Source organism: Shewanella sp. H8 (assembly GCF_040285065.1).
In the GTDB taxonomy this organism is placed as follows: domain Bacteria; phylum Pseudomonadota; class Gammaproteobacteria; order Enterobacterales; family Shewanellaceae; genus Shewanella; species Shewanella polaris.
The window spans coordinates 1,752,913-1,772,896 of the sequence record NZ_CP157213.1 but is presented as its reverse complement, the minus strand read 5'-3'; the positions used below and the strand labels follow the sequence as shown (position 1 = coordinate 1,772,896).

The 19,984-nt window shown below is 38.9% G+C and carries 14 protein-coding genes; 5 read left to right on the top strand and 9 right to left on the bottom strand.

Annotation, left to right across the window (positions count from 1 at the left end; all coding sequences use genetic code 11):
* Positions 1-270: 270 nt before the first annotated feature.
* The 3 genes from norV to ABIS04_RS07695 all read left to right on the top strand — a co-directional run bounded on the left by norV (position 271) and on the right by ABIS04_RS07695 (position 3,517).
* Positions 271-1,779, top strand: coding sequence for an anaerobic nitric oxide reductase flavorubredoxin (norV, locus tag ABIS04_RS07705; protein WP_350433082.1), 1,509 nt, complete (start codon positions 271-273; stop codon positions 1,777-1,779).
* Positions 1,776-2,921, top strand: coding sequence for an NADH:flavorubredoxin reductase NorW (gene norW, locus ABIS04_RS07700; RefSeq protein ID WP_350433081.1), 1,146 nt, complete (start codon positions 1,776-1,778; stop codon positions 2,919-2,921). Before norV ends, norW begins: the two co-directional genes overlap by 4 nt.
* Before the next feature lie 260 nt (positions 2,922-3,181).
* Complete coding sequence (locus tag ABIS04_RS07695) at positions 3,182-3,517, top strand: DUF1971 domain-containing protein (RefSeq protein ID WP_350433080.1); 336 nt, start codon at positions 3,182-3,184, stop codon at positions 3,515-3,517.
* 361 nt (positions 3,518-3,878) lie between these two features.
* Here ABIS04_RS07695 and eno read toward each other — a convergent pair whose 3' ends face one another.
* Together eno and ABIS04_RS07685 are read right to left on the bottom strand one after the other, a co-directional pair.
* A complete protein-coding gene (gene eno, locus ABIS04_RS07690; protein ID WP_350433079.1) occupies positions 3,879-5,156 on the bottom strand; it encodes a phosphopyruvate hydratase in 1,278 nt (425 codons plus the stop codon).
* Positions 5,157-5,529: 373 nt separating this feature from the next.
* Entirely contained in the window at positions 5,530-6,375 is an 846-nt protein-coding gene (locus ABIS04_RS07685; RefSeq protein WP_350433403.1) for an endonuclease/exonuclease/phosphatase family protein, read from the bottom strand.
* A gap of 273 nt (positions 6,376-6,648) precedes the next feature.
* On the opposite strand from ABIS04_RS07685, the gene cls reads away from it, so the two are divergent.
* Positions 6,649-8,103 (top strand): cardiolipin synthase, encoded by a 1,455-nt coding sequence (gene cls / locus ABIS04_RS07680; RefSeq protein ID WP_137221190.1) that lies wholly within the window; start codon positions 6,649-6,651, stop codon positions 8,101-8,103.
* 330 nt (positions 8,104-8,433) lie between these two features.
* Here the strand turns inward: cls and ABIS04_RS07675 are convergent, their stop codons facing one another.
* The 5 genes from ABIS04_RS07675 to ABIS04_RS07655 form a co-directional block, all read right to left on the bottom strand.
* Entirely contained in the window at positions 8,434-10,032 is a 1,599-nt protein-coding gene (locus ABIS04_RS07675; RefSeq protein WP_350433078.1) for a PepSY-associated TM helix domain-containing protein, read from the bottom strand.
* Positions 10,029-10,328 carry a hypothetical protein gene (locus ABIS04_RS07670; protein ID WP_350433077.1) on the bottom strand — a complete coding sequence of 100 codons (300 nt, stop codon included), beginning with the start codon at positions 10,326-10,328 and terminating at the stop codon, positions 10,029-10,031. The genes ABIS04_RS07675 and ABIS04_RS07670 overlap by 4 nt, the downstream gene beginning before the upstream one ends.
* Before the next feature lie 452 nt (positions 10,329-10,780).
* Complete coding sequence (locus ABIS04_RS07665; RefSeq protein WP_350433076.1) at positions 10,781-12,916, bottom strand: TonB-dependent siderophore receptor; 2,136 nt, start codon at positions 12,914-12,916, stop codon at positions 10,781-10,783.
* A 786-nt stretch (positions 12,917-13,702) separates the two neighbouring features.
* A complete protein-coding gene (locus tag ABIS04_RS07660) occupies positions 13,703-14,368 on the bottom strand; it encodes a DUF3047 domain-containing protein (protein ID WP_350433075.1) in 666 nt (221 codons plus the stop codon).
* A 117-nt stretch (positions 14,369-14,485) separates the two neighbouring features.
* Positions 14,486-14,890: a GFA family protein gene (locus ABIS04_RS07655; RefSeq protein WP_350433074.1), complete on the bottom strand. Its 405-nt coding sequence runs from the start codon at positions 14,888-14,890 to the stop codon at positions 14,486-14,488.
* Between the two features lie 377 nt (positions 14,891-15,267).
* On the opposite strand from ABIS04_RS07655, the gene ABIS04_RS07650 reads away from it, so the two are divergent.
* The gene (locus tag ABIS04_RS07650) at positions 15,268-17,340 is read left to right on the top strand and encodes a S9 family peptidase (protein WP_350433073.1); all 2,073 of its coding nucleotides are present in this window, start codon (positions 15,268-15,270) and stop codon (positions 17,338-17,340) included.
* 84 nt (positions 17,341-17,424) lie between these two features.
* On the opposite strand, the gene ABIS04_RS07645 is transcribed toward ABIS04_RS07650, so the two are convergent.
* On the bottom strand, positions 17,425-18,246 hold the full coding sequence (locus ABIS04_RS07645; protein ID WP_240778491.1) for a M23 family metallopeptidase: 822 nt from the start codon (positions 18,244-18,246) through the stop codon (positions 17,425-17,427).
* A 126-nt stretch (positions 18,247-18,372) separates the two neighbouring features.
* On the bottom strand, positions 18,373-19,245 hold the full coding sequence (locus ABIS04_RS07640) for a 6-carboxytetrahydropterin synthase (RefSeq protein WP_137221200.1): 873 nt from the start codon (positions 19,243-19,245) through the stop codon (positions 18,373-18,375).
* Positions 19,246-19,984: the final 739 nt, after the last annotated feature.

The following is a 19,984-nucleotide window of genomic DNA, read 5'->3' as shown; positions in this document are numbered from 1 at the left end:
TATCATAGAAATCAGTTAACCATTCATAAAATACAACAGTAATCCAGATGATCATTTGTTTTGGTAATATTTTCACCGTAGTCAATATGACACCCAGTGTGTCATATTGACAAAGCGATAAGTGTCAACATGACAATTTATACTTTAGAAATATCATAATACCTATATTAATCAGCCTATTAAATAAGTGGCACGCCACCTGCAATAGCTAAGTTAACTTTTGAAACTTTATCTTCGAACTTTAACTTTTAATTTATTACAGGTGTACATATGACAATTCACATTAAAAATAACATCGATTGGGTTGGACAACGTGACTGGGAAATATTGGACTTTCACGGTACTGAATATAAAACCACTAAAGGGACAAGTTATAATAGTTACCTTATTCGTGAACAAAAAAATGTCTTAATCGATACTGTTGATCATCGTTTCAGCCTGCAATTTATTCAAAACCTTGAGATGGAAATTGATCTTGATAAAATTGATTACATTGTCATTAACCACGCTGAAGAAGATCATTCAGGCGCTCTAGCTGCTTTGATGGCTAAAATCCCTAACACCCCAATTTACTGTACCGAAAATGCTATCGATTCAATTACTGGATTACATCATCATCCAGAATGGAATTTCAATATTGTCAAAACGGGCGATACCTTAGATATCGGTAACGGCAAGCAATTAGTATTTATAGAAACCCCTATGTTGCATTGGCCTGACAGTATGATGACCTATTTAACAGAAGATGCAGTGTTGTTTAGTAATGATGCCTTTGGTCAGCATTACTGCGATGAGCATCTGTTTAATGATGAAGTTGATCAGATTGAATTGATGGATCAATGCTTACGTTATTACTCCAATATTTTAACCCCATTTAGCTCATTGGTTACCGCTAAAATTAACGAGGTGCTGAGTTTTAACTTGCCTGTAGATATTATTGCCACTTCCCATGGTGTGGTGTGGCGCGATAACCCAGCTCAAATTATTCATCAATACTTAGCATGGGCTGACAATTATCAAGAAGATAGAATCACTATTTTTTATGATTCGATGTCTAATAATACTCGTATGATGGCCGATGCTATTGCTCAAGGCATCCACGACGTTGACCCAGTTGTATCAGTTAAAGTGTTTAATGTGGCCCGCCATGATAAAAATGACATCTTAGCTAACGTATTCCGCTCTAAAGGTATTTTGGTGGGTTCATCAACAATGAACAATGTCATGATGCCAAAAGTCGCAGGCATGCTGGAAGAAATCACTGGCCTGCGCTTTAAAGATAAAAAAGCCGGTGCATTTGGAAGTTATGGTTGGAATGGTGGTGCGGTTGACCGTATTCACACTCGCCTTACGGATGCCGGATTTGACACCATTGTTGGCTTAAAAGCAAAATGGCGCCCTGATGGTAAAGCAATGCGTGAATGCCGTGAGCATGGCCGTCAGATAGCCAAAAGCTGGGCATGGCATGATTTAAGTAATGTAAAATCCATTTCACCAGCATCGCTAGCTAAAAGCGCTCAAGCGACTGTAATCACTAAGCTAGCTACTCCAACGTCACAGGAAACAAAACCTGCATGTACAACGGCTACAGCAATTGATGATTCACAAAATATGCTCTGCACTGTGTGTAATTGGGTTTATGAGCCAGTATTGGGTGAACCAAATCAAGATGTTGAACCAGGTACTCCGTGGAACGAAGTCCCAGACTTTTTCCTTTGCCCAGATTGTGGACTTGGTAAAGAAGTCTTTGTTCCTATTGCTGCAAGGAAAGTATCATGAGTGCACCCATCATCATTATTGGTAGCGGCTTTGGTTCATATCAGTTAATCAAAACCATTAGACGTACAGATCAGCATATACCGATAACCGTTTTTACCCTTGACGAGGGCCACGATTATAATAAGCCTGATTTAAGCCATGTATTTAGTAATCAACAAAGCAGTGCGGATTTAATCCGCCTCAGTGCGCAAGACTTTGCCAGCGAGAATAATATTACCCTGCATGCTTTTACCCAAGTTGACTGCATTGATAGTGAACAACAAGCGGTTTTTGTTAATGGTGTCGCCTACCCTTATGCACAACTGGTATTGGCAACAGGCGCAAAAACATTTGTCCCACCGATGCTTGGCAATGCAACTGACTGTGTTATCACGTTAAACAGTCTGCGCGAGTTTGATAGCGCGCAGCAGCAACTACAAAATGCACAACGAGTTTTGGTCATTGGTGCGGGTATTATTGGTACTGAAATAGCGATGGATCTTAACTGTAGCGGTAAAAGCGTGGTAGTGGTAGATCCCAGTAGCGGTTTAATGGCCAATATGTTGCCCGATTTAGTCGCCAGTGTATTACAAAAAAAGATGGCTGAAACAGGGGTTGAGTTTGAATTTGGTCGCACGATTAGCTCCTTAGACCAAACTAATTCAGGTATTTGTGCCACGCTCAGCTCGGGCAAAACACATATCGTGGATTGTGTCATTTCTGCTGCGGGGTTAAAAGCTAATGTTGGTTTAGCTCGTAAGTCAGGCTTTAAAATCAACAACGGCCTAGTGGTTAATCAGCAACTGCAAACTTCAGTGAACAATGTTTATGCCTTAGGGGATTGCGCAGAGATAAACGGTAAGGTGATGTCGTATCTGCAGCCTATTATGTTAAGTGCTAATGCCTTAGCGAAAACCTTATTAGGCCAACCGACAGAGCTGAAACTTCCAGCGATGTTAGTTAAGGTTAAAACGCCACAAATGCCTATTCAATTGGGCGGTAATACCGTAACCGATGTAGCCTCTTGGCAGGTGGATATTGATGCTCTGGGGTGTTCAGTAAAAGCCTATAACGAGCAAAAACAAATTATCGGCTTTGTCGTAACCGAAGGACACATGAGCAATACCTTCCCACTACTTAGAGCCTTACCAGCAAGTCTTTAGCATTTAATCGAGTAGGCTTTACTCATAAAGCCTACTCATCAATCAATTTAACCTGAATTTGGGATAAGGGATGAAGTTATGCTATTTAAAATCAGCATGTTAACCAAGCTCACATTCAAGCTTGTCATTTGTTATGCTAACAAGGCGAATTGACGCGTCAATAGCTAGCCTATTGTAAGTCGATTCAACGCAGTTAGCAGGGCAAAGGACTGTTTGAAAGGCGTTTATTATCCCGAGTTCAGGTTATTTAGGAGAACACTATGTCTCATCAACGTATTCCAGCAAACTGGACCATTCAACGTTCTACACCCTTTTTTACCACTATAAGTGTGCCTGATGCGCTACTAACTCACCACAATACCGCCGAAGGTGTATTTGGGCAGTTATGCGTAATGGAAGGTGTAGTGACATATTTTGGTTTTGCTAACAGCGAAGCGACTGAACCTGAAGTGAAAGTTGTGATTAATGCCGGACAATTTGCCACCAGCCCACCAGAGTACTGGCACCGTATTGAATTAAGCCCTGATGCTCAGTTCAATATCAATTTCTGGTCTGAAAAAGATAAAACTGGCCAAGCTATGTTTAATAAAAAGTAATAGAGTAGTTTCATAATACTTTATTCAAAATGCAGCTTAATAATACAGATTGGGCTGCATCAAGATTAAGTTAATAGCTGGAAGAGCATAGTGTCATATACCGTGTAATATTATGATCTTGTCTTGGTAAGGTTAACTAGAACAAACAGCAAAAACCATTATAAAAAGGCTATTTAAACTGGTTTCTCGCAAATACTGTTCACTACTGTCAAAACTATCTTCATAAATTATCGTCATAAAACAGCCATCATTAACTATCGCAATTAACTAAACGCTGCCTAGCACTACACGTTACCTTTAGCAAAACCAGAGTGTATAACACCACTCCGTTTTGCTACTCACTTTTTGATTACTGTATAAACTACTTCCAGTAATAAAGCGCATCCTCTCCAAGCTGTTGCTCAATTTCTAACAAACGATTGTATTTTGCGACCCGTTCGCTACGACTGACAGAGCCACTTTTTAAATGCCCGCCGTCCATTGCCACGGCAAAGTCAGCTAAGAAAGTGTCTTCTGTTTCACCTGATCGATGGGAAATAAAGTAACGCCAACCAGCATCACGGCACATACGCACCGCTTCAATAGATTCTGTTACTGTCCCTATTTGATTTAATTTGATCAACGCTGAATTAGCCTCTTTATGCGCAATGCCGCGGCTAATATATTGAGTATTGGTAACGAACAAATCGTCACCGACCACTTCAATTTTATCACCAAGCCGAGCAGTAAACTGCTTAAAACCATCAATATCTCGTTCAGCAAGAGGGTCTTCCCAAAGTACAATGGGGTATTTGTTTACCCATTCCTCAGCAAGGTTAATAAGGTCATTACTCTTCATCGCGCCGGTGCCGGACCATTTAAGATCATAGTTATTACACATATCAGTTGAGAATGAATTAGCCGCGCTATCGAGTGCAATAGCAATGTCTATTCCAGGTTTATAACCTGCTTTCTCAATCGCTTGAATAATGGTTTCGATGGCATCTTCGTTACTGTTAAGATTAGGAGCAAAACCACCTTCATCACCTACACTGGTTGCTAAGCCACGGTCTTTAAGAATGCCTTTAAGCACGTGAAAGGTTTCGGCAACATAACGTAAACCTTCCCTAAAATTAGGCGCCCCCAAAGGAACAGCCATAAACTCCTGAAAATCTACGTTATTATCTGAGTGTTCTCCGCCGTTAATAATGTTCATACAAGGAACCACTAACCTTCTGGCACCTGTACCGCCGAGATATTGATAAAGAGGAATGTTGCTAGATTTTGCCGCGGCGCGAGCGACCGCCATGGAAATTCCTAAAATGGCATTGGCGCCAAGATTAGATTTGTTGACAGTACCATCCAGTGCAATCATGGTGTGATCAATTAAGGCCTGTTTAAACGGGTCCATGCCAAGCAAAACAGGAGCAAGTTTGTGATTCACATTAGCTACCGCTTTCAATACCCCTTTGCCAGCATACCGAGTCATATCACCATCGCGTAATTCGATTGCTTCATTGTCACCCGTACTTGCACCCGAGGGAACGGATGCAACAGAAGCAGTTCCATCGCTCAGTTCAACGAATACACGGACAGTAGGATTGCCACGAGAATCTAGAATTTCCATGGCCTGAATAGTTGAAATGGTTATTGACTTCATTTGTTGCCTCCATCGTAGTTTTCGCTACATGCACTAACACCTCATGATCGGGCTAAGTAATGTTGGCAAAATATGTTTACTCCGAGCGAAACCAACGTTAGGTATCCCAATTGAACGACTTGATACTGATTGAGCCATCATCTTCACAAACCGCATGAACGCTATATGTAAGCTGGTAGAGCTATGTCTTAAAAACTCAATCAAACTTTATAATAACGCACATTTATACCGGCGTGTGATTAATTTTTACACACATTTGCTTTAGGCATTTATCGTTAATGTTGGGGGGCAAAACCGTCGCTAAAAAAATTCGATAATACGGTAATAATACCTATTTAGAAGTGCAATATTTATATTTTTGAGCGGAAAATGATTAACTTTCGCCTAATCTAAACTGCGCCAACAGAGGATGATGATCTGATGTTTGAGTATTGATAACTCGAGCAGACTCTAAGGTCAATCCACGATAAAAAAGATGATCAATTGCATAACCCATCACGGTTGTGCGAGTGTCATCGTTAGGTGTTACCGCTTTCAATCCTAATGTCTTTGTCATCTGGGCTAACATAGACAATCTTGCTTGGCGCCATGTGTTTAAATCACCACCAAAAATTATCGGTCCTTTATGCGCTTTTAACGCGGGTAGTACCTGCTGTAACTGTTCAGCGTAACTGTCGAGTGCATACTCAAAATTAATACTGTGCAAATTAGCCACCAGCAGAGTTTCACCATTAGACAAGGGGAAGTAGCTTAATAGACTCGATTTTGGAAACTGTATAAAAGGTTCGGAAGTCAAATAACCACAACTTTGACTCGCGGTAACCTGAGATAAATTCATTACTCCAAGCGGTATATCACCTTGACGAAATGCTTGTACCATTGCCAATTGTTGATGGTTTTGTTGGCGCCACTGTTGGAAGGTGTCAGAGAGCTTAACTTCTTGCAGTAACATTAATTGGTTCTGCTTGGCTAACTGGCTTAACTGCGTTTGCCAACCATCATTTTGTTGTTTATAGATATTCCAACTCGCGACAGCCAGTTGACCATCAATATCCAATTTGGTGTCAGATGTAGCATCAACACATTGAGCAACAAACTGCTGTTGTTCACTATTAATCACTTGAGGCTCAGTCGAAAAATGCACAAACATTGGCACAACCACAACTATCGCCATGATGAATATGACGATAATAAGGCTCCCCCATTGAGCAAGCCCCAAGAGCTTACGCTTTGGTGTCAATGTGACTGTCGATGTTGGCTTTGAGCTAAAAATGGCGATAGATAAATGCCTCTATATAATGTTGAACGTATTGCTGAAAGTGAAACTTTTTGTTCAGTTAAAGTATGCAAATGGAATAAGTCTATAGTATCTATATTAAAACAAACTGTTTGATATACCCAGCCGTACAGACGGATGAAGGCAGATCATATCAATTAAAAAACTGATATGATAAACACATGTTTTTCTGTGGGATTAATATACTGGCTTGTTATGGTTGAACTTTACAAAATATTAACGCTGATCAGCGTATTAGCTTATTGGTTGATAATTGCCGGTATCACCACTCGAATTGTCTATAAACGACGCTCCATTGGTGTCTCCTTAGCTTGGATGATGCTTATCTATGTGGTTCCCATCATAGGTATTCTGCTTTATTTTATGGTTGGCGAGATGAATCTTGGCAAAAAGCGTGCTGTCAGAGCCAAAGAAATGTATGCACCCTATCGACAATGGTTTAGTCGACTTTTTACCATCCAGCAATATCGTCCCCATAATTTAAGTGATTACGCGGTGACCATAAGCCATTTATGCGAAAAACGTCTTGGGATCCCTACATTATCCAACAACCAACTCACACTTAAATCATCGACAGATGTTATTCTATCGACCCTAATCCAAGACATCCAACAAGCGCAGACCTCGATTCACATGGAGTTCTATATTTGGCATCCTGGTGGACTTGCAGATCATGTAGCTGAAGCACTTATTCAAGCTGCTCAGCGTGGAATTGTAGTAAGAATATTATTAGATGCTGCAGGAAGTAGAACATTTTTCAACAGCAAATGGCCAAAGCGGATGCGCTTAGCCGGTATCAATCTTATTTCCGCACTATCAGTCTCCCCTTTCCGGATGTTCTTCCGCCGCTTAGATTTACGGCTTCACCGTAAAATAGTCGTGATAGACAACCAAATCGGTTATACCGGTTCAATGAATCTTGTCGACCCCAAGATTTTTAACAAAAGCGCTGGTGTGGGTGAATGGATTGATGTCATGGTCAGGATCACTGGCTCCAGTGTGCCAGTGCTTAATTGCATTCTCGCCTGGGATTGGGAAACCGAAACAGACCAAAGAATGTTACCCGAACAGCCAAAGTGTCAACCGCATGAAGAAAAACCATCAGACATGATTCAAGTCATCCCTTCTGGGCCAGGTATGCCTGAAGATATGATCCAGCAAGTTTTATTACTCAGTATTTATCAAGCAAAACAAAGTATCACCATCACCAGCCCTTATTTTGTTCCCAGTGAAAACCTACTGTTTGCCTTGACTGCAGCGTCTTTGCGAGGTGTAGAGGTTAATTTAATCATACCCGACAAAAATGATTCACTGATGGTGGAATGGGCGAGTCGATCTTTCTTTGGCGAGTTACTTAATGCGGGGGTGAATATCCATCGTTTTCAGGGCGGGTTACTGCACACCAAGTCAGTAGTCATTGATCTGCACCATAGTCTCATTGGCACTGTTAACCTTGATATGCGCAGTTTGTGGCTTAACTTTGAGGTCACTCTATCTGTGGAAAATTTGGAATTTACGCAGTCACTCAGTGAAGTCCAACATCAATATATGGCCAACTCGATAAAAATGGATGCACGCGAGTGGCGTAAAAGACCGTTATTTAAACGATTAGTGGAGCAGTTTTTTTATTTATTCAGCCCACTACTTTAACGATATAATGTTCATCTGAATTAGCCTGTTTAATACATTGTTCAATTCAGGATGCATAAATGAAGAAGACAGTGTTGATATATCCACCGAACGTTAAAATTTTAGGATCTTAATTGATATTTAACTAGTATTTAATTTAATGAAGCTTAATACATTGTTTTTTAATTAAACGGGCTTCAAGAGGAAATTAAATAGACGTTATAATAATGGAGTGTAACATTCTTTATTATACTCCACTATCATTTTTAATATTACTTTTTATTAGCAAAGTGATTAATCATAGCAACATAATAACCACCAGCTTAATAACGAGAAACTTAACTTATCCCATTATTTATGGCTATCTGCTACGATTTTTAAGGGCAAAGACCATATACTATTAGTTTCACCATAATAAACTCGCTGCTTGGTTTTTACCGCGCCATAATAAAATACTCCAGCGAAGAATAGTGCAATAAGCTCCACCACCATGCTAGGAAAGTATACCGGACTCCATAACCCTACACTTGGCATAATCAGAGAAAGAACTGAGGTTAATGGTATTAATAAACAAGCTATAAATAATATATATTGTAAATGAATAGCACTTTTAGCCGCACCACCAATAAAGCTATATATTAATGCTATAAAGAATACTAAGTAATAACATATTAGGTAATTGATATTAACCTGAGCACTTATTAGGTATAACCATTTACTTGATAACAAAGTAATGACTACCGCTAAAATTGACCCTAAACACATACCGATTGTAAGTGATGCCATAATACGGCTAGATTTACTTTGTATGGGCTGCTTTTGACGACGTTTTTCTAACCATAATAAATTGCCACTGTAGAAAATAAATGCCCCTAATAAACCTAAGGAAAAATATATCCAGCGGCCTAAGTCTCCACCATAACCGCCAAAATGCAAAGAAAACAAACCTGCTACAAGTGGTGTATAAATATCACCTTCATTCAACGGTATACTACTGTAACTCACGTCGAAGGTATAAGGATTCATATAGATAAAATCACCAGAACTCACCCGCATCATTTCATGTGGGTTAGTCATTGCTATCCCAACAACTGGATTAGTTGATGATAAATTAGAAAAATCCATTGATTTAACGAGATAACCATCGGTCATGTCATCTATTTTTTTAAGATAAGTTGAAATTGGTGGTAATTGTTCAATCGTATACTCTATTGCTGGTTTCTTACCTCGTTCAAACATAGCTTCATCGCTATAAATCAGGCTCAAACCATCATAAAAAAAATCATGGAAAGCAAAAACAATAACAGACCAAGCAATAATTAAATGAAACGGTAAACTAATAATACCGACTAAATTGTGGCTATCAAGCCAGAAACGATTAGCACCTTTATGTTGTCTTAACGCAAAAAAGCTTTTAACTAACGTTGGCAATAAAATAACAACACCCGACACTAATGCTAAGAAATACAGTATTGATGCAACACCTAAGATTAACACCCCAAGGTCTTCATGCCCTACCTTACCGGCAATACCGGCAGTACGATGGAGCATATCAATCAATTCACCCAGCTCATTAGTTGGGTTAACTTGAGTGATCAATTCACCATTCTCGGATAGGGTTGCGTGCCGCATGACATTATTTAAATGTAATCCCCGCTCCCCACCCTGCTCAAACCACGTGAGCGGCGATAATTCCTCATTAAAATTAACGATAAAACCTTGTTGGGCTTTATCAAAAGTTGATGATGCTTGTAAAATTAGATTATCAAATTGGTCTATGGATATTTGTGGTAATTGATGGCTTGGCGGTGTCGCCCATTGGGTAATTTCATGCTTGAACATTGTCAGTGAACCTGCATAAAAACCAATAAAGAGTACTAAACCCGCAATAATACCGGTCCAGGTGTGAATAGACTGATATGTACGTAGAATATCTCCGCGAATTCTCATGATAACCACCTTAAAAAAAAGAAAACGCTATAAACAATGATATTTGCTGACGTTAAATAAACAATGGCATTGATACCCGTTTTAAATAAGTAACAAAAGGATAGAACTAGCATCCAAATTGGACTGATCATCCACATGTTAAATTGCACCTTTATTGGTGCATTAATCCCGCCATAACCATACCAAGCAAAAATGCCAACAAATGCATATGCTAAAGTTAAACCCAATATGATGCCCGCTAAGGTTTTTACCCACCAATGAGGTTGAATTTTTTCATCCGCAGAAAGTCTAGTCATCAATGGCCCCTTTTTTCTTGAACAGAGCTCTTATTGAGACTCAATAATGGAGGGCATATAAGTAGAATTGTCATCGTAAATAACCACATAAAAACAGCCGCACTAATAACGTACAGTTGTAACCATATATATAATGCCAACAACCAACAAACTAACGTTATTAATCGCCATAATTTCGCCAATGGCTTATGAATTAAACCTTGATTTTTACTGGTAAGGTAAATGATTATTGCACCAACATTGGTTAACATTAATGCCAAAAATGGCCACATTTCTATATTCCTTTAAATAGAAAACTCATCATCTCAATTTTAATTAATAATTTATATCTACATTCAATCACTAATGAATGAGTCTAAATAACATTATATTAATGGCCGCAAAATAAAATAATTGGTTTTGCGGCCATTTCATTTCCAATAAATAATTATTAGAAAATATTATAATGAGTCTTAAAAGCTCATCTTAACTTTAACGGCAAAAGTACGTGGCTCACCAATACGTAATGCACCATACGCATCACCGGCAGCCCAAAACTCTTCGTCAAATAGGTTATCCACAGTACCTATAACCGTTAACGTCTTGTCATCGAGCATAGTGCTATAACTAACGCCGGTATAAAATAAAGTATAAGCAGGTAATTCCCAGGTATTATTAGAATCTAATGTGGTTTCACCAAAGTATTTAGCGCCTAAATTAACAGCCAAACCAGGTACAGCATCGACCTCATAGTTAGTCTGTAAGCTAAACTGTTGACTTGGTGTACCAGCAACATCATTACCTTCCACTGCTGAATTTGTTTTATCATAGGTAGCATCTAATAACATCAAATCGCCATATAAAGATAAATTATCAGTGACTTCCCATGCACCACTAAATTCAAGGCCTTGATAAATACTCAGTCCATCCTGTATTAAATAATTATCATCAGTAACAAGTGTGGCGCCTCGCTCGATGCGAAATAGTGCCGACGTTAAAGACCAGCCATCACCAGCAGTTTTAACACCCAATTCATATTGTTTACTTTCTAATGGCTCTAGTAGCTCATCAGCATTTGCATATGTCTCGCCAACATACGAAGTTGTTCCCTCGAATGATTCAACGTAACTAACATAATAAGTTGTTTGATTATCAGGTTTAAACATCAATGCAGCAGTAGGACTTAGGGCGCTGTCTTCGTTGTAAGCTTGATATGAAGAGAAATATTCGCTTGGTGTATGTTCAATTTGATTTGATCGAATACCAAGTAATACTTCCCATTGATCTGTTAGCGAAATAAAGTCACTGAGATAAACAGATTGTTGTTTATCAATCCAAGCCATAGATAGATTATCTTCTAAGGTTGAATTATAGGTTGGAAGCTCAACAGGATTATACAGGTTATCGGTTCCATAACCCCAAGTGACTTTGCGGTCTGGATCATTGCGATACGTTGTCGACTTCTGATAAGAAGCACCAATTAATAGATTGTGACGAATACTACCAGTGTCGAATTCACCGTTAATAACGGCCTGTACTTGGTCATAATTAACATCAAAATACTGATCATATAAGGCTATATCAACATCACCAGTACTATTTTGCAAATAGGCTAAGGTTTTTACCCAACGAGTCTCATTCTTAGAGTAATCGTACTCAAGACGAGCACTCCAGTTGTCATTAATATCCCAATTTAAACTAGTAAGAGCAACGATATTTTTGTAATCATCGAAGGTACCATCAGCACCAATACTGCGAGTACCGTTAACGGGATCTGGAAGTGAATCAGTACTGTCCATTGAATTACTCATCGTCGTCCATGAGTTTTCAGTTAAACGATCATTATAAATTACATCAACAGTCCAATACAGTGAATCAGTAAGTTGTGCATCAAATGCTAACGCAGCAGTTGTACGATCAATTGTGCCATCATCTAAATAAGTATCCCCTTCCTCTTTAACAAGGTTAACTCTTACACCATACTCATCGTTATCACCCAAGCGCTTACTGGCATCAATATGACCACTAAATACACTGTCACTTCGCATGCCTACATCAACAATAAGTTTATCGTCAGTTGCTTTTTTTGTCACATAATTAACGACCCCGCCAGGTGCCGCCATCCCATACATGAAACCAGAGGCTCCTTTTAGTAAGGTAACTTGCTCAAAGGCTTCATAAGGCAATTCACCACTAAAATTATTGATGGACATACCATTAATTTTAAAACTATTGGTGTAATCTAAAGGTAAGCCACGAACACGTATCGTTGAACCGAAAGTACTATAGGCACTCCCATCAACCGATACCGACGCTTCTCTACTAAAAAGACTATCCAGAGTATTAACCTGGCGGATTTCCATATCTTCAAGTGAAATAACATCGACCGAAAAAGGTGTTTCTAATAAGGTTTTATTCCCTAATGCTCCACCATTATTATTAGAACTCAATTCTGTCAGTTTATGCCCAACCACACTAATCGATTCAATATTGCTTTTATCTACTTCCGCGTTTTCCTCAGCTAAAGTTGAGTAGCTATTCAAAGAAAGTGCAGAAGCACATACAACAGCCAGTTTACATTTATTAAACTGTAAAATATTGATTTTCATTACATGTTCCATTTAGTATTTATAAAAGATAACTACGCTTCAAAAAAGCGATCCCTTAATTTACTTACCCGAAGTAATAGTCGGAATTTACACTTAATGAGAATCATTATCAATCGTATTTACAAATGGGTTTACCTCTATTTTATATAGACAACTATACTGTTTAGTATTTTTATCTGGATTTTTTGATTTATGGACTAGGGGTAAAACGTTAAACAATCTTTAACACAAAACTGCTTAACAGATTGTAATATGAGAAAATATTCCTGACATTTAGAATATTTATAACTTTAAATAAATAATAAAGAGTGTAGTTTTATGGTCCTTAATTAATACCTTAAAAGTGACATTACTGTCCCTAAACTATAAGAGTTGCTTTACATTGCAAACAATATCCTCAGTCCTTAGTCGCTTTGTATTACTTTCGTTTTAATGAAATTGCGAGCGGTACTCGTATTAAATGAGGCTTTTTACTTCGACATTTACTTGCTAAATAGCATACCACTACAACCAGATGTATTATGCAGACTCATGATTATCGTCACCATTATCAATGGTAAATTTGACTCATTCTTAAGTACGGTTTGTTTGGCTGTATTTTTAGGGCACTCAGTGATCACGGACCTAAATTTAATAAAGTTACGCAGTTAAAATATCCCAGGTTTATGTAGTATTCGTTAAGTAATTATCGTCGTTAATAATGCCCCTATAAGAGCAGAATATTATATAAGTTTATATCTAACAGTATTGTGATTAACGCCATTTAAAGTACTAGTTTACAAGTGGCTACTTTGCACTGAATATTATGTCTCCATAATAAGATTCAGCTTGTTTTCCACTGTTATCGGTATCGGTCATAATCGCTATAATATCTATATATTGATAGGCTTTACGGTTGGCTTTATCACTACCTTTGTCACCAAAGGTGTCAATCAAGTCTTGATACACATTGCGCTTTTCTTCATACCACAGACCCGTTTGAGATTCTTTTCCTCTAATAGACATCATTTTGACACTTGAACCAGCAAAGGCGTTGTCCCAAGCCAAGCCTATATCTTGATTACTCGACCAAACATAGTTTAATGATTTGGTGTTCCACACCCAAAAACCGCCATCAATAACTACGTAAATTCGAGCCACAAAGTCATCACCATTTTTACTTCGTTCGTTTAATTGCACTAGCTTGTTTTCGGCTAACCAACTCCAGTTTAGGTAAGGCGATGCAATAAGATCTATTTGCTGTTCTAACACTAAACCAGATGCGGCGTTTTGACTAAGTGCTTTTAGCGCTAGACGCCCTTTATATTCGCCTATGCTGTAAATCGTTTTACCTGAAAATATTTTCGGTTGCCAACGATTAATCCCATTATCATTTAAAGAGGTCAAATTGGTGGCAGCTGCCACTGGCAAATAAAAGCTGACGCTAAAAAGTAAAACAATCCATCTAAACATAACATTCACCTATTAAAATATTACATTAAATAAGTTTATATACAGCCACTTAATACGAAATACACTTTGTAAATTCAATTGTGATGTCCGGACGTACAATCAAAAGCAACTGTGTATTTATTGTTCAACCCTATCAGCGGGATGATTCACGCCATCGCCAGTAACCACATTCCTTAACTCAAATGGATTGACACCAACTAGACAACCAATGTTATACCCATATTCAGTTGGATTTGATCGTCGTTGGTGATGGGTATAAATACCACAGTGGGAGCAAAAATAGTGTTTTGCTGTCTTGGTGTTAAATTGATAGAGCCTTAGTGCATCTTGACCTTTTACCACACGGATCCCGTCTAATTTTACAGAACCAACAATCGCCCCTTTTCTACGACAAATTGAACAATCACAACGTCGTGGATTTTCGATGCCATTTGGCAAGGTGAGTTCAAGTTCAACGGCGCCACAATGACATGTTGCTTTGTGTTTCTGTTGAATGTCAGTATTTCCAACTCGCTTTATCATGAATAGATCCCTTTGCGATATCAATGCAAACATTTTGTCGTATTGAGTAAGACGTTAACTCAATAGAAGGTTGAAAAACACTAGTCTGATTCATACTAAAGAACACTTACATAATAAGACACAACAAAGCTGTTATTAATAAACTAATAACGGTGATATTTCATTTTTTTGTTAATAATTATGTCAAACATTTATCATGATCTTTTTACGTTTGTCAGATGCGACGGAGGCTACAGATGGTATTGACTCAGGAAGTTCAACATACCTAAGTAACTTCAATTATAGATACCAATTTTCAAATGTTCGTAATTTACTCACCTTGTGTTAATTTCATGATTACTTCATCTTCATGCTGAATTTATGCTTATAGGAATAAAATGAAAATATACATCCACATAGGTATTCTAATCGCGACAAGCCTCACTGTTACAACCGCTGGTGCTGCGAAAATTAATAATGCCAATAACAATCAAACACAACAAGACAATACATTATTAAAACTTGAAGATGTTTTTACCTTAGAATATGCATCGGGAACAGACATAAGTAACGATGGCCAAGAAGTCTTTTTTGTGCGTAATTATATGGACATCAATAGCGACAAAAAGCTCAGCAACATATGGAAAGTGACTAATAAAAAGAAACTTACTCCGGTTACCGATGGCCTCAATGTTGAGTATTCACCAACATTGTCACCTGACAATACTAAGCTAGCTTATATATCAACAGCGAGTGGAACAGCCCAAGTGCACATGAGCTGGTTAAATACCGGTAAATCATCACAAATTAGTCATCTAGCTCAAACACCCAATAACCTGAGCTGGTCTCCTGACGGTACTCAACTGGCTTTCACCCTATTTGTACCCACTAAACCCAAGTCGGTCGTCACGCTTCCAGGGAAACCAGAAAAGGCTAATTGGGCCGAACCGGCTATTTACGTCGATGATATGTACTATCGTACGGATGGTGTGGGGGTGAATAAGTCTGGTAAGCATCACATCTTTGTCATGTCTGCTGATGGCGGTGCCCCGCGTCAACTAAGTTTTGGTCAACAAGATCACACCAGCAACCTAAGCTGGAGTAAAAATGGCCAACAGATTATCTACTCCTCGAACAATCGCGATGACAGCGATCTTGAATGGACTGACACCAATGTGTTCAGTATTGATATCAACACATTACACGTTAACCAATTAACTGACCGGACTGGGCCAGACACCTCCGCTAAAGTATCACCAGATGGGAAATTAATTGCTTATCTAGGATCAGATCAAAATAATAAAAACTACGAAAACACTGAGCTGTATGTCATGCAAATTGATGGTACCAATAAGAGTACCTTAACGGCAGATTTAGATCGCTCAGTAAATGACATAAAATGGGATAATAATAGTCAAAATATATACATAAGTTATAACGACAAGGGAGAAACCTATGTCGCCAAACAACCTTTAAATGGTAAACGGGTCATTGTTGCTAAAAACCTTGGTGGTCTTGCGTTTGGTCGACCGTACACAGGAAGCGACTTTGATGTTGCCAATGATGGTAGCATTGCTTTTACCTACTCAACACCTCAACGTCCTGCTGATGTAGCCATAACAAAAAACAATAAAACGACAGTACTCACCTCCTTAAATGAAGATGCTCTGGGCCATAAGACATTGGCTAACATTAAAGCAATTAACGTTACATCGTCATTTGACCAAAGGAACATACAAGCCTGGGTGGCTTATCCACCTGGTTTTGAACAAGCTAAAAAAGCAGGGAAAAAATATCCACTCATTCTTGAAATTCATGGTGGCCCGGTTGCCAATTATGGTCCTCATTTCGCCGCTGAAATACAATTAATGGCAGCCAGTGGTTATGTTGTTGTTTATGCCAATCCAAGAGGCAGTGACAGTTATGGTAAAGAGTTTGCCCAAACTATTTATAATAATTATCCCAGCCAAGATTACGATGATTTGATGTCAGTTGTTGACACCGTAATTGCACAAGAACCCATCAATAACGATGAATTGTATGTAACAGGAGGTTCTGGCGGAGGGGTACTGACGGCATGGATAGTTGGACACACTGATCGTTTTAAAGCTGCTGTGGTCGCCAAACCTGTCATTAATTGGGTTAGCTTTACACTAACAACAGATATACATTCATTTGTGATTAAGAATTGGTTTGAAAAAATGCCTTGGGAAGATACTGCACATTACATGAAACTCTCCCCGCTGAGTTACGTTGGTAATGTGACAACGCCGACAATGCTATTAACTGGTGAAGCCGACCTGAGGACACCAATAGCTGAAACCGAGCAATTTTACCAAGCCTTAAAATTACAAAATATTGATACTGCAATGGTGAGGATCCCCGACTCTTTCCATGGCATCTATAAAAGACCGAGTAACTTAATGAGTAAAGTTGCCCATATTTTATGGTGGTTTGAACAACATCCATAAAAACTGCATTTTAAAATAATAAAGGGATGCTAATTAGCATCCCTTTATATTTATAACTATGTCCCGTCCTGAGATAAGTTAGTATTACTGAACTTTCTCAGCAGCTAATACGCTCGCCATTGATGGCACTATTGATACTGGGTCAAGACGCATTTGAAACCAGTTTAAGCGCCAATCTAGATGCGGCCCAGTAACACGTCCTGTTGCGCCAATTTCTGCAACTTTATCACCCTGTGCGACTTTGTCTCCGACTTTTAAATACAGTTTACTCAAATGCAAAAACGTTGAGCTAACTCCATAGCCATGATCGATAATAACAGTGCCACCCGAATAAAACATATCGGGTTCTGCTAGGGTAATAACCCCATCAGCAGGAGCAACTACAACCGTACCTGTTGGACGCGCAACATCAACACCAAAATGAGGATTGCCTGGCACATCGTTATAAACACGTTGACTGCCATAAACACCTGAAATTCTGCCTGTTACAGGCCAAATAAACGATTGCATAAACGCCACTTGCTCGCTAAACAGGCCTCGGGCGGTGCGAGTCTGTTTGGCATCTTTAGCGGCCCTTGCTTGGGCGACCGGATCGGGTTTCATTATTTTTTGGCTAATACCGGTTACCCGATCGATTTTGTAATGTCTAGCCGCTATTTTTAACGGTTTAATTTCAGTTAATCCGTCTGGATAAATGACTTTAAATACTTGTTCTGGCTTAGCGTCTCTATCAAAACCTATCGCAAACTGACCGTTTGGGGTGACTTTTACCGGTTGACCATTGAGCAAAATTTTACTGCCTGCTGGCACGCCTCCTCGCACTAAAGCCCCTTGCTCAAACTGACCTTGAAATGTCACCGCAGCGACTGCGCTTGCATTTAGCCCACATAAACTGACCACCAGCATTGCCGCCGTTGAGATTGACTTTAAAATCGTATTGTTTAATAACATAATTGAAACGCATTCCTTGTTAATAGCGACAAAAAATATAAAAAAAGGGCCACCTAAAGGCAGCCCATTAATAATACGTGATTAACCTCTTACCGCAATGGCCCCTTTGCCAATACCTTCATAAGCGATAACTTTAAAGTGACTTTTAGGCTCTTTACTAGCCAATGTTTTCGCCATGTATTCTGCTAATAGCTCTACTGTGGTGTCATGGGGAATTAAGTCGCAGCAATGCTTAGGCATCGCTAATTGAAAATCACCTTGAGGCGCAACATAGTGAAAACCAAAATGAGTTTCGTCACTGATTTTAGTTTGCTTTGATAATTCAAGAGTATTAACAGGCACTAGGTCTTCTTCGGTGCCAAGGTAAATATCATTCCAACGCTCTGCCCAATATTGGTCCCATTTGGGTTCTGCGATGCCGTTTTCAAATATCGTTACTGGACTACGATGACCATGAGCAATACGTTGGCAATTACCGTCATGTTTACGTAATCCGTGGCTGTAGTGATAAAACGGGGTGTCGAGCACTTCACAGCGTAATGTCAGGCTGATGCCCTGAACATTTTCGGGTAATACTTCACGTAAGGCTTTTTTCAAAAAGTCATTCACACTTTCATAGTCAATCACTTCTGTTGGTATCAGCGCGAATGCTTGAGACGGACAGGCTAAATGTATATCACCTTTTTGACTGCTAAAATCCATCCACACTCGGTCGCCCTTTTGCTGCCAGCGCACTTCGCTACAAGCTGTAGGGATTAACAAGCGATGATCGGCAACGTCATCAATGGTGTTTTTGATGGTACGTTTTACTTTGGCAAAGTCGAGCACCATATTTTGCTCATCTAAACCGCCATCTAGTAGCACATCGACAATCCAGCTTTCACCTACCATGCCTCGAATTGGGCAAAGATAAGAAAAATCAATAACAGTTAAATCTTTTACAAACAGTTGCATTAAAGCTCCTAGGCAGAAAAACAGTCCACCTCAGTATAAATGTATTCCAATCAGCGCATGCCAGTGGAAGGTCTATCTTACGTGATCGATATTCGTACTACTATCAACTCTTCGTCTAATATTAATCTACTATTTTCGAGCAAATAATCAAAGAGAATAAGTCATGCGCTAGTATCCATAATACCGAAATAAGACCACGTTGATACCATAAAGGCTATTAACAACATTCTAAACAAAAGCTAAGCTTTGAGCGAGCGAACATTATCAATAAATGTAATAAATCAATAATGTCGCTTCAATAGACCACAATGTAGATAATATATTGATTTGCAAAAGACAACACCTACAAAAGGATGAGTGTTTTTATCGTTTATTTGGGGGGGGATTAGGTATTTACTTCCTAAACTCTTAGGTTGATGGTTACGTGTTGCGTGTTGTATCTTGCGAGTAAATTATGACGGTTCTTGGGATCCGCCAATAAACATCACGATTAAGGCAATAGTGAAAAAAATCTGACAACACAGTAATAAAAATAATAGAAGTGACTGCATTACACTGCTCCTTGCTAACCTATGCTGTTAAAATCTATTGTGTATGCTGATATTAGCAATCTAATACGCAAAAATTGTGCAGATTCAAAGGAGTTTTCTATACTAGTAATCAAGGGCCGTGATTCTTAATGCTCGGCTAAGAGAGCATGACTTTGGTCACCAAAGCATTAAAAAAACGACCGTCTTAA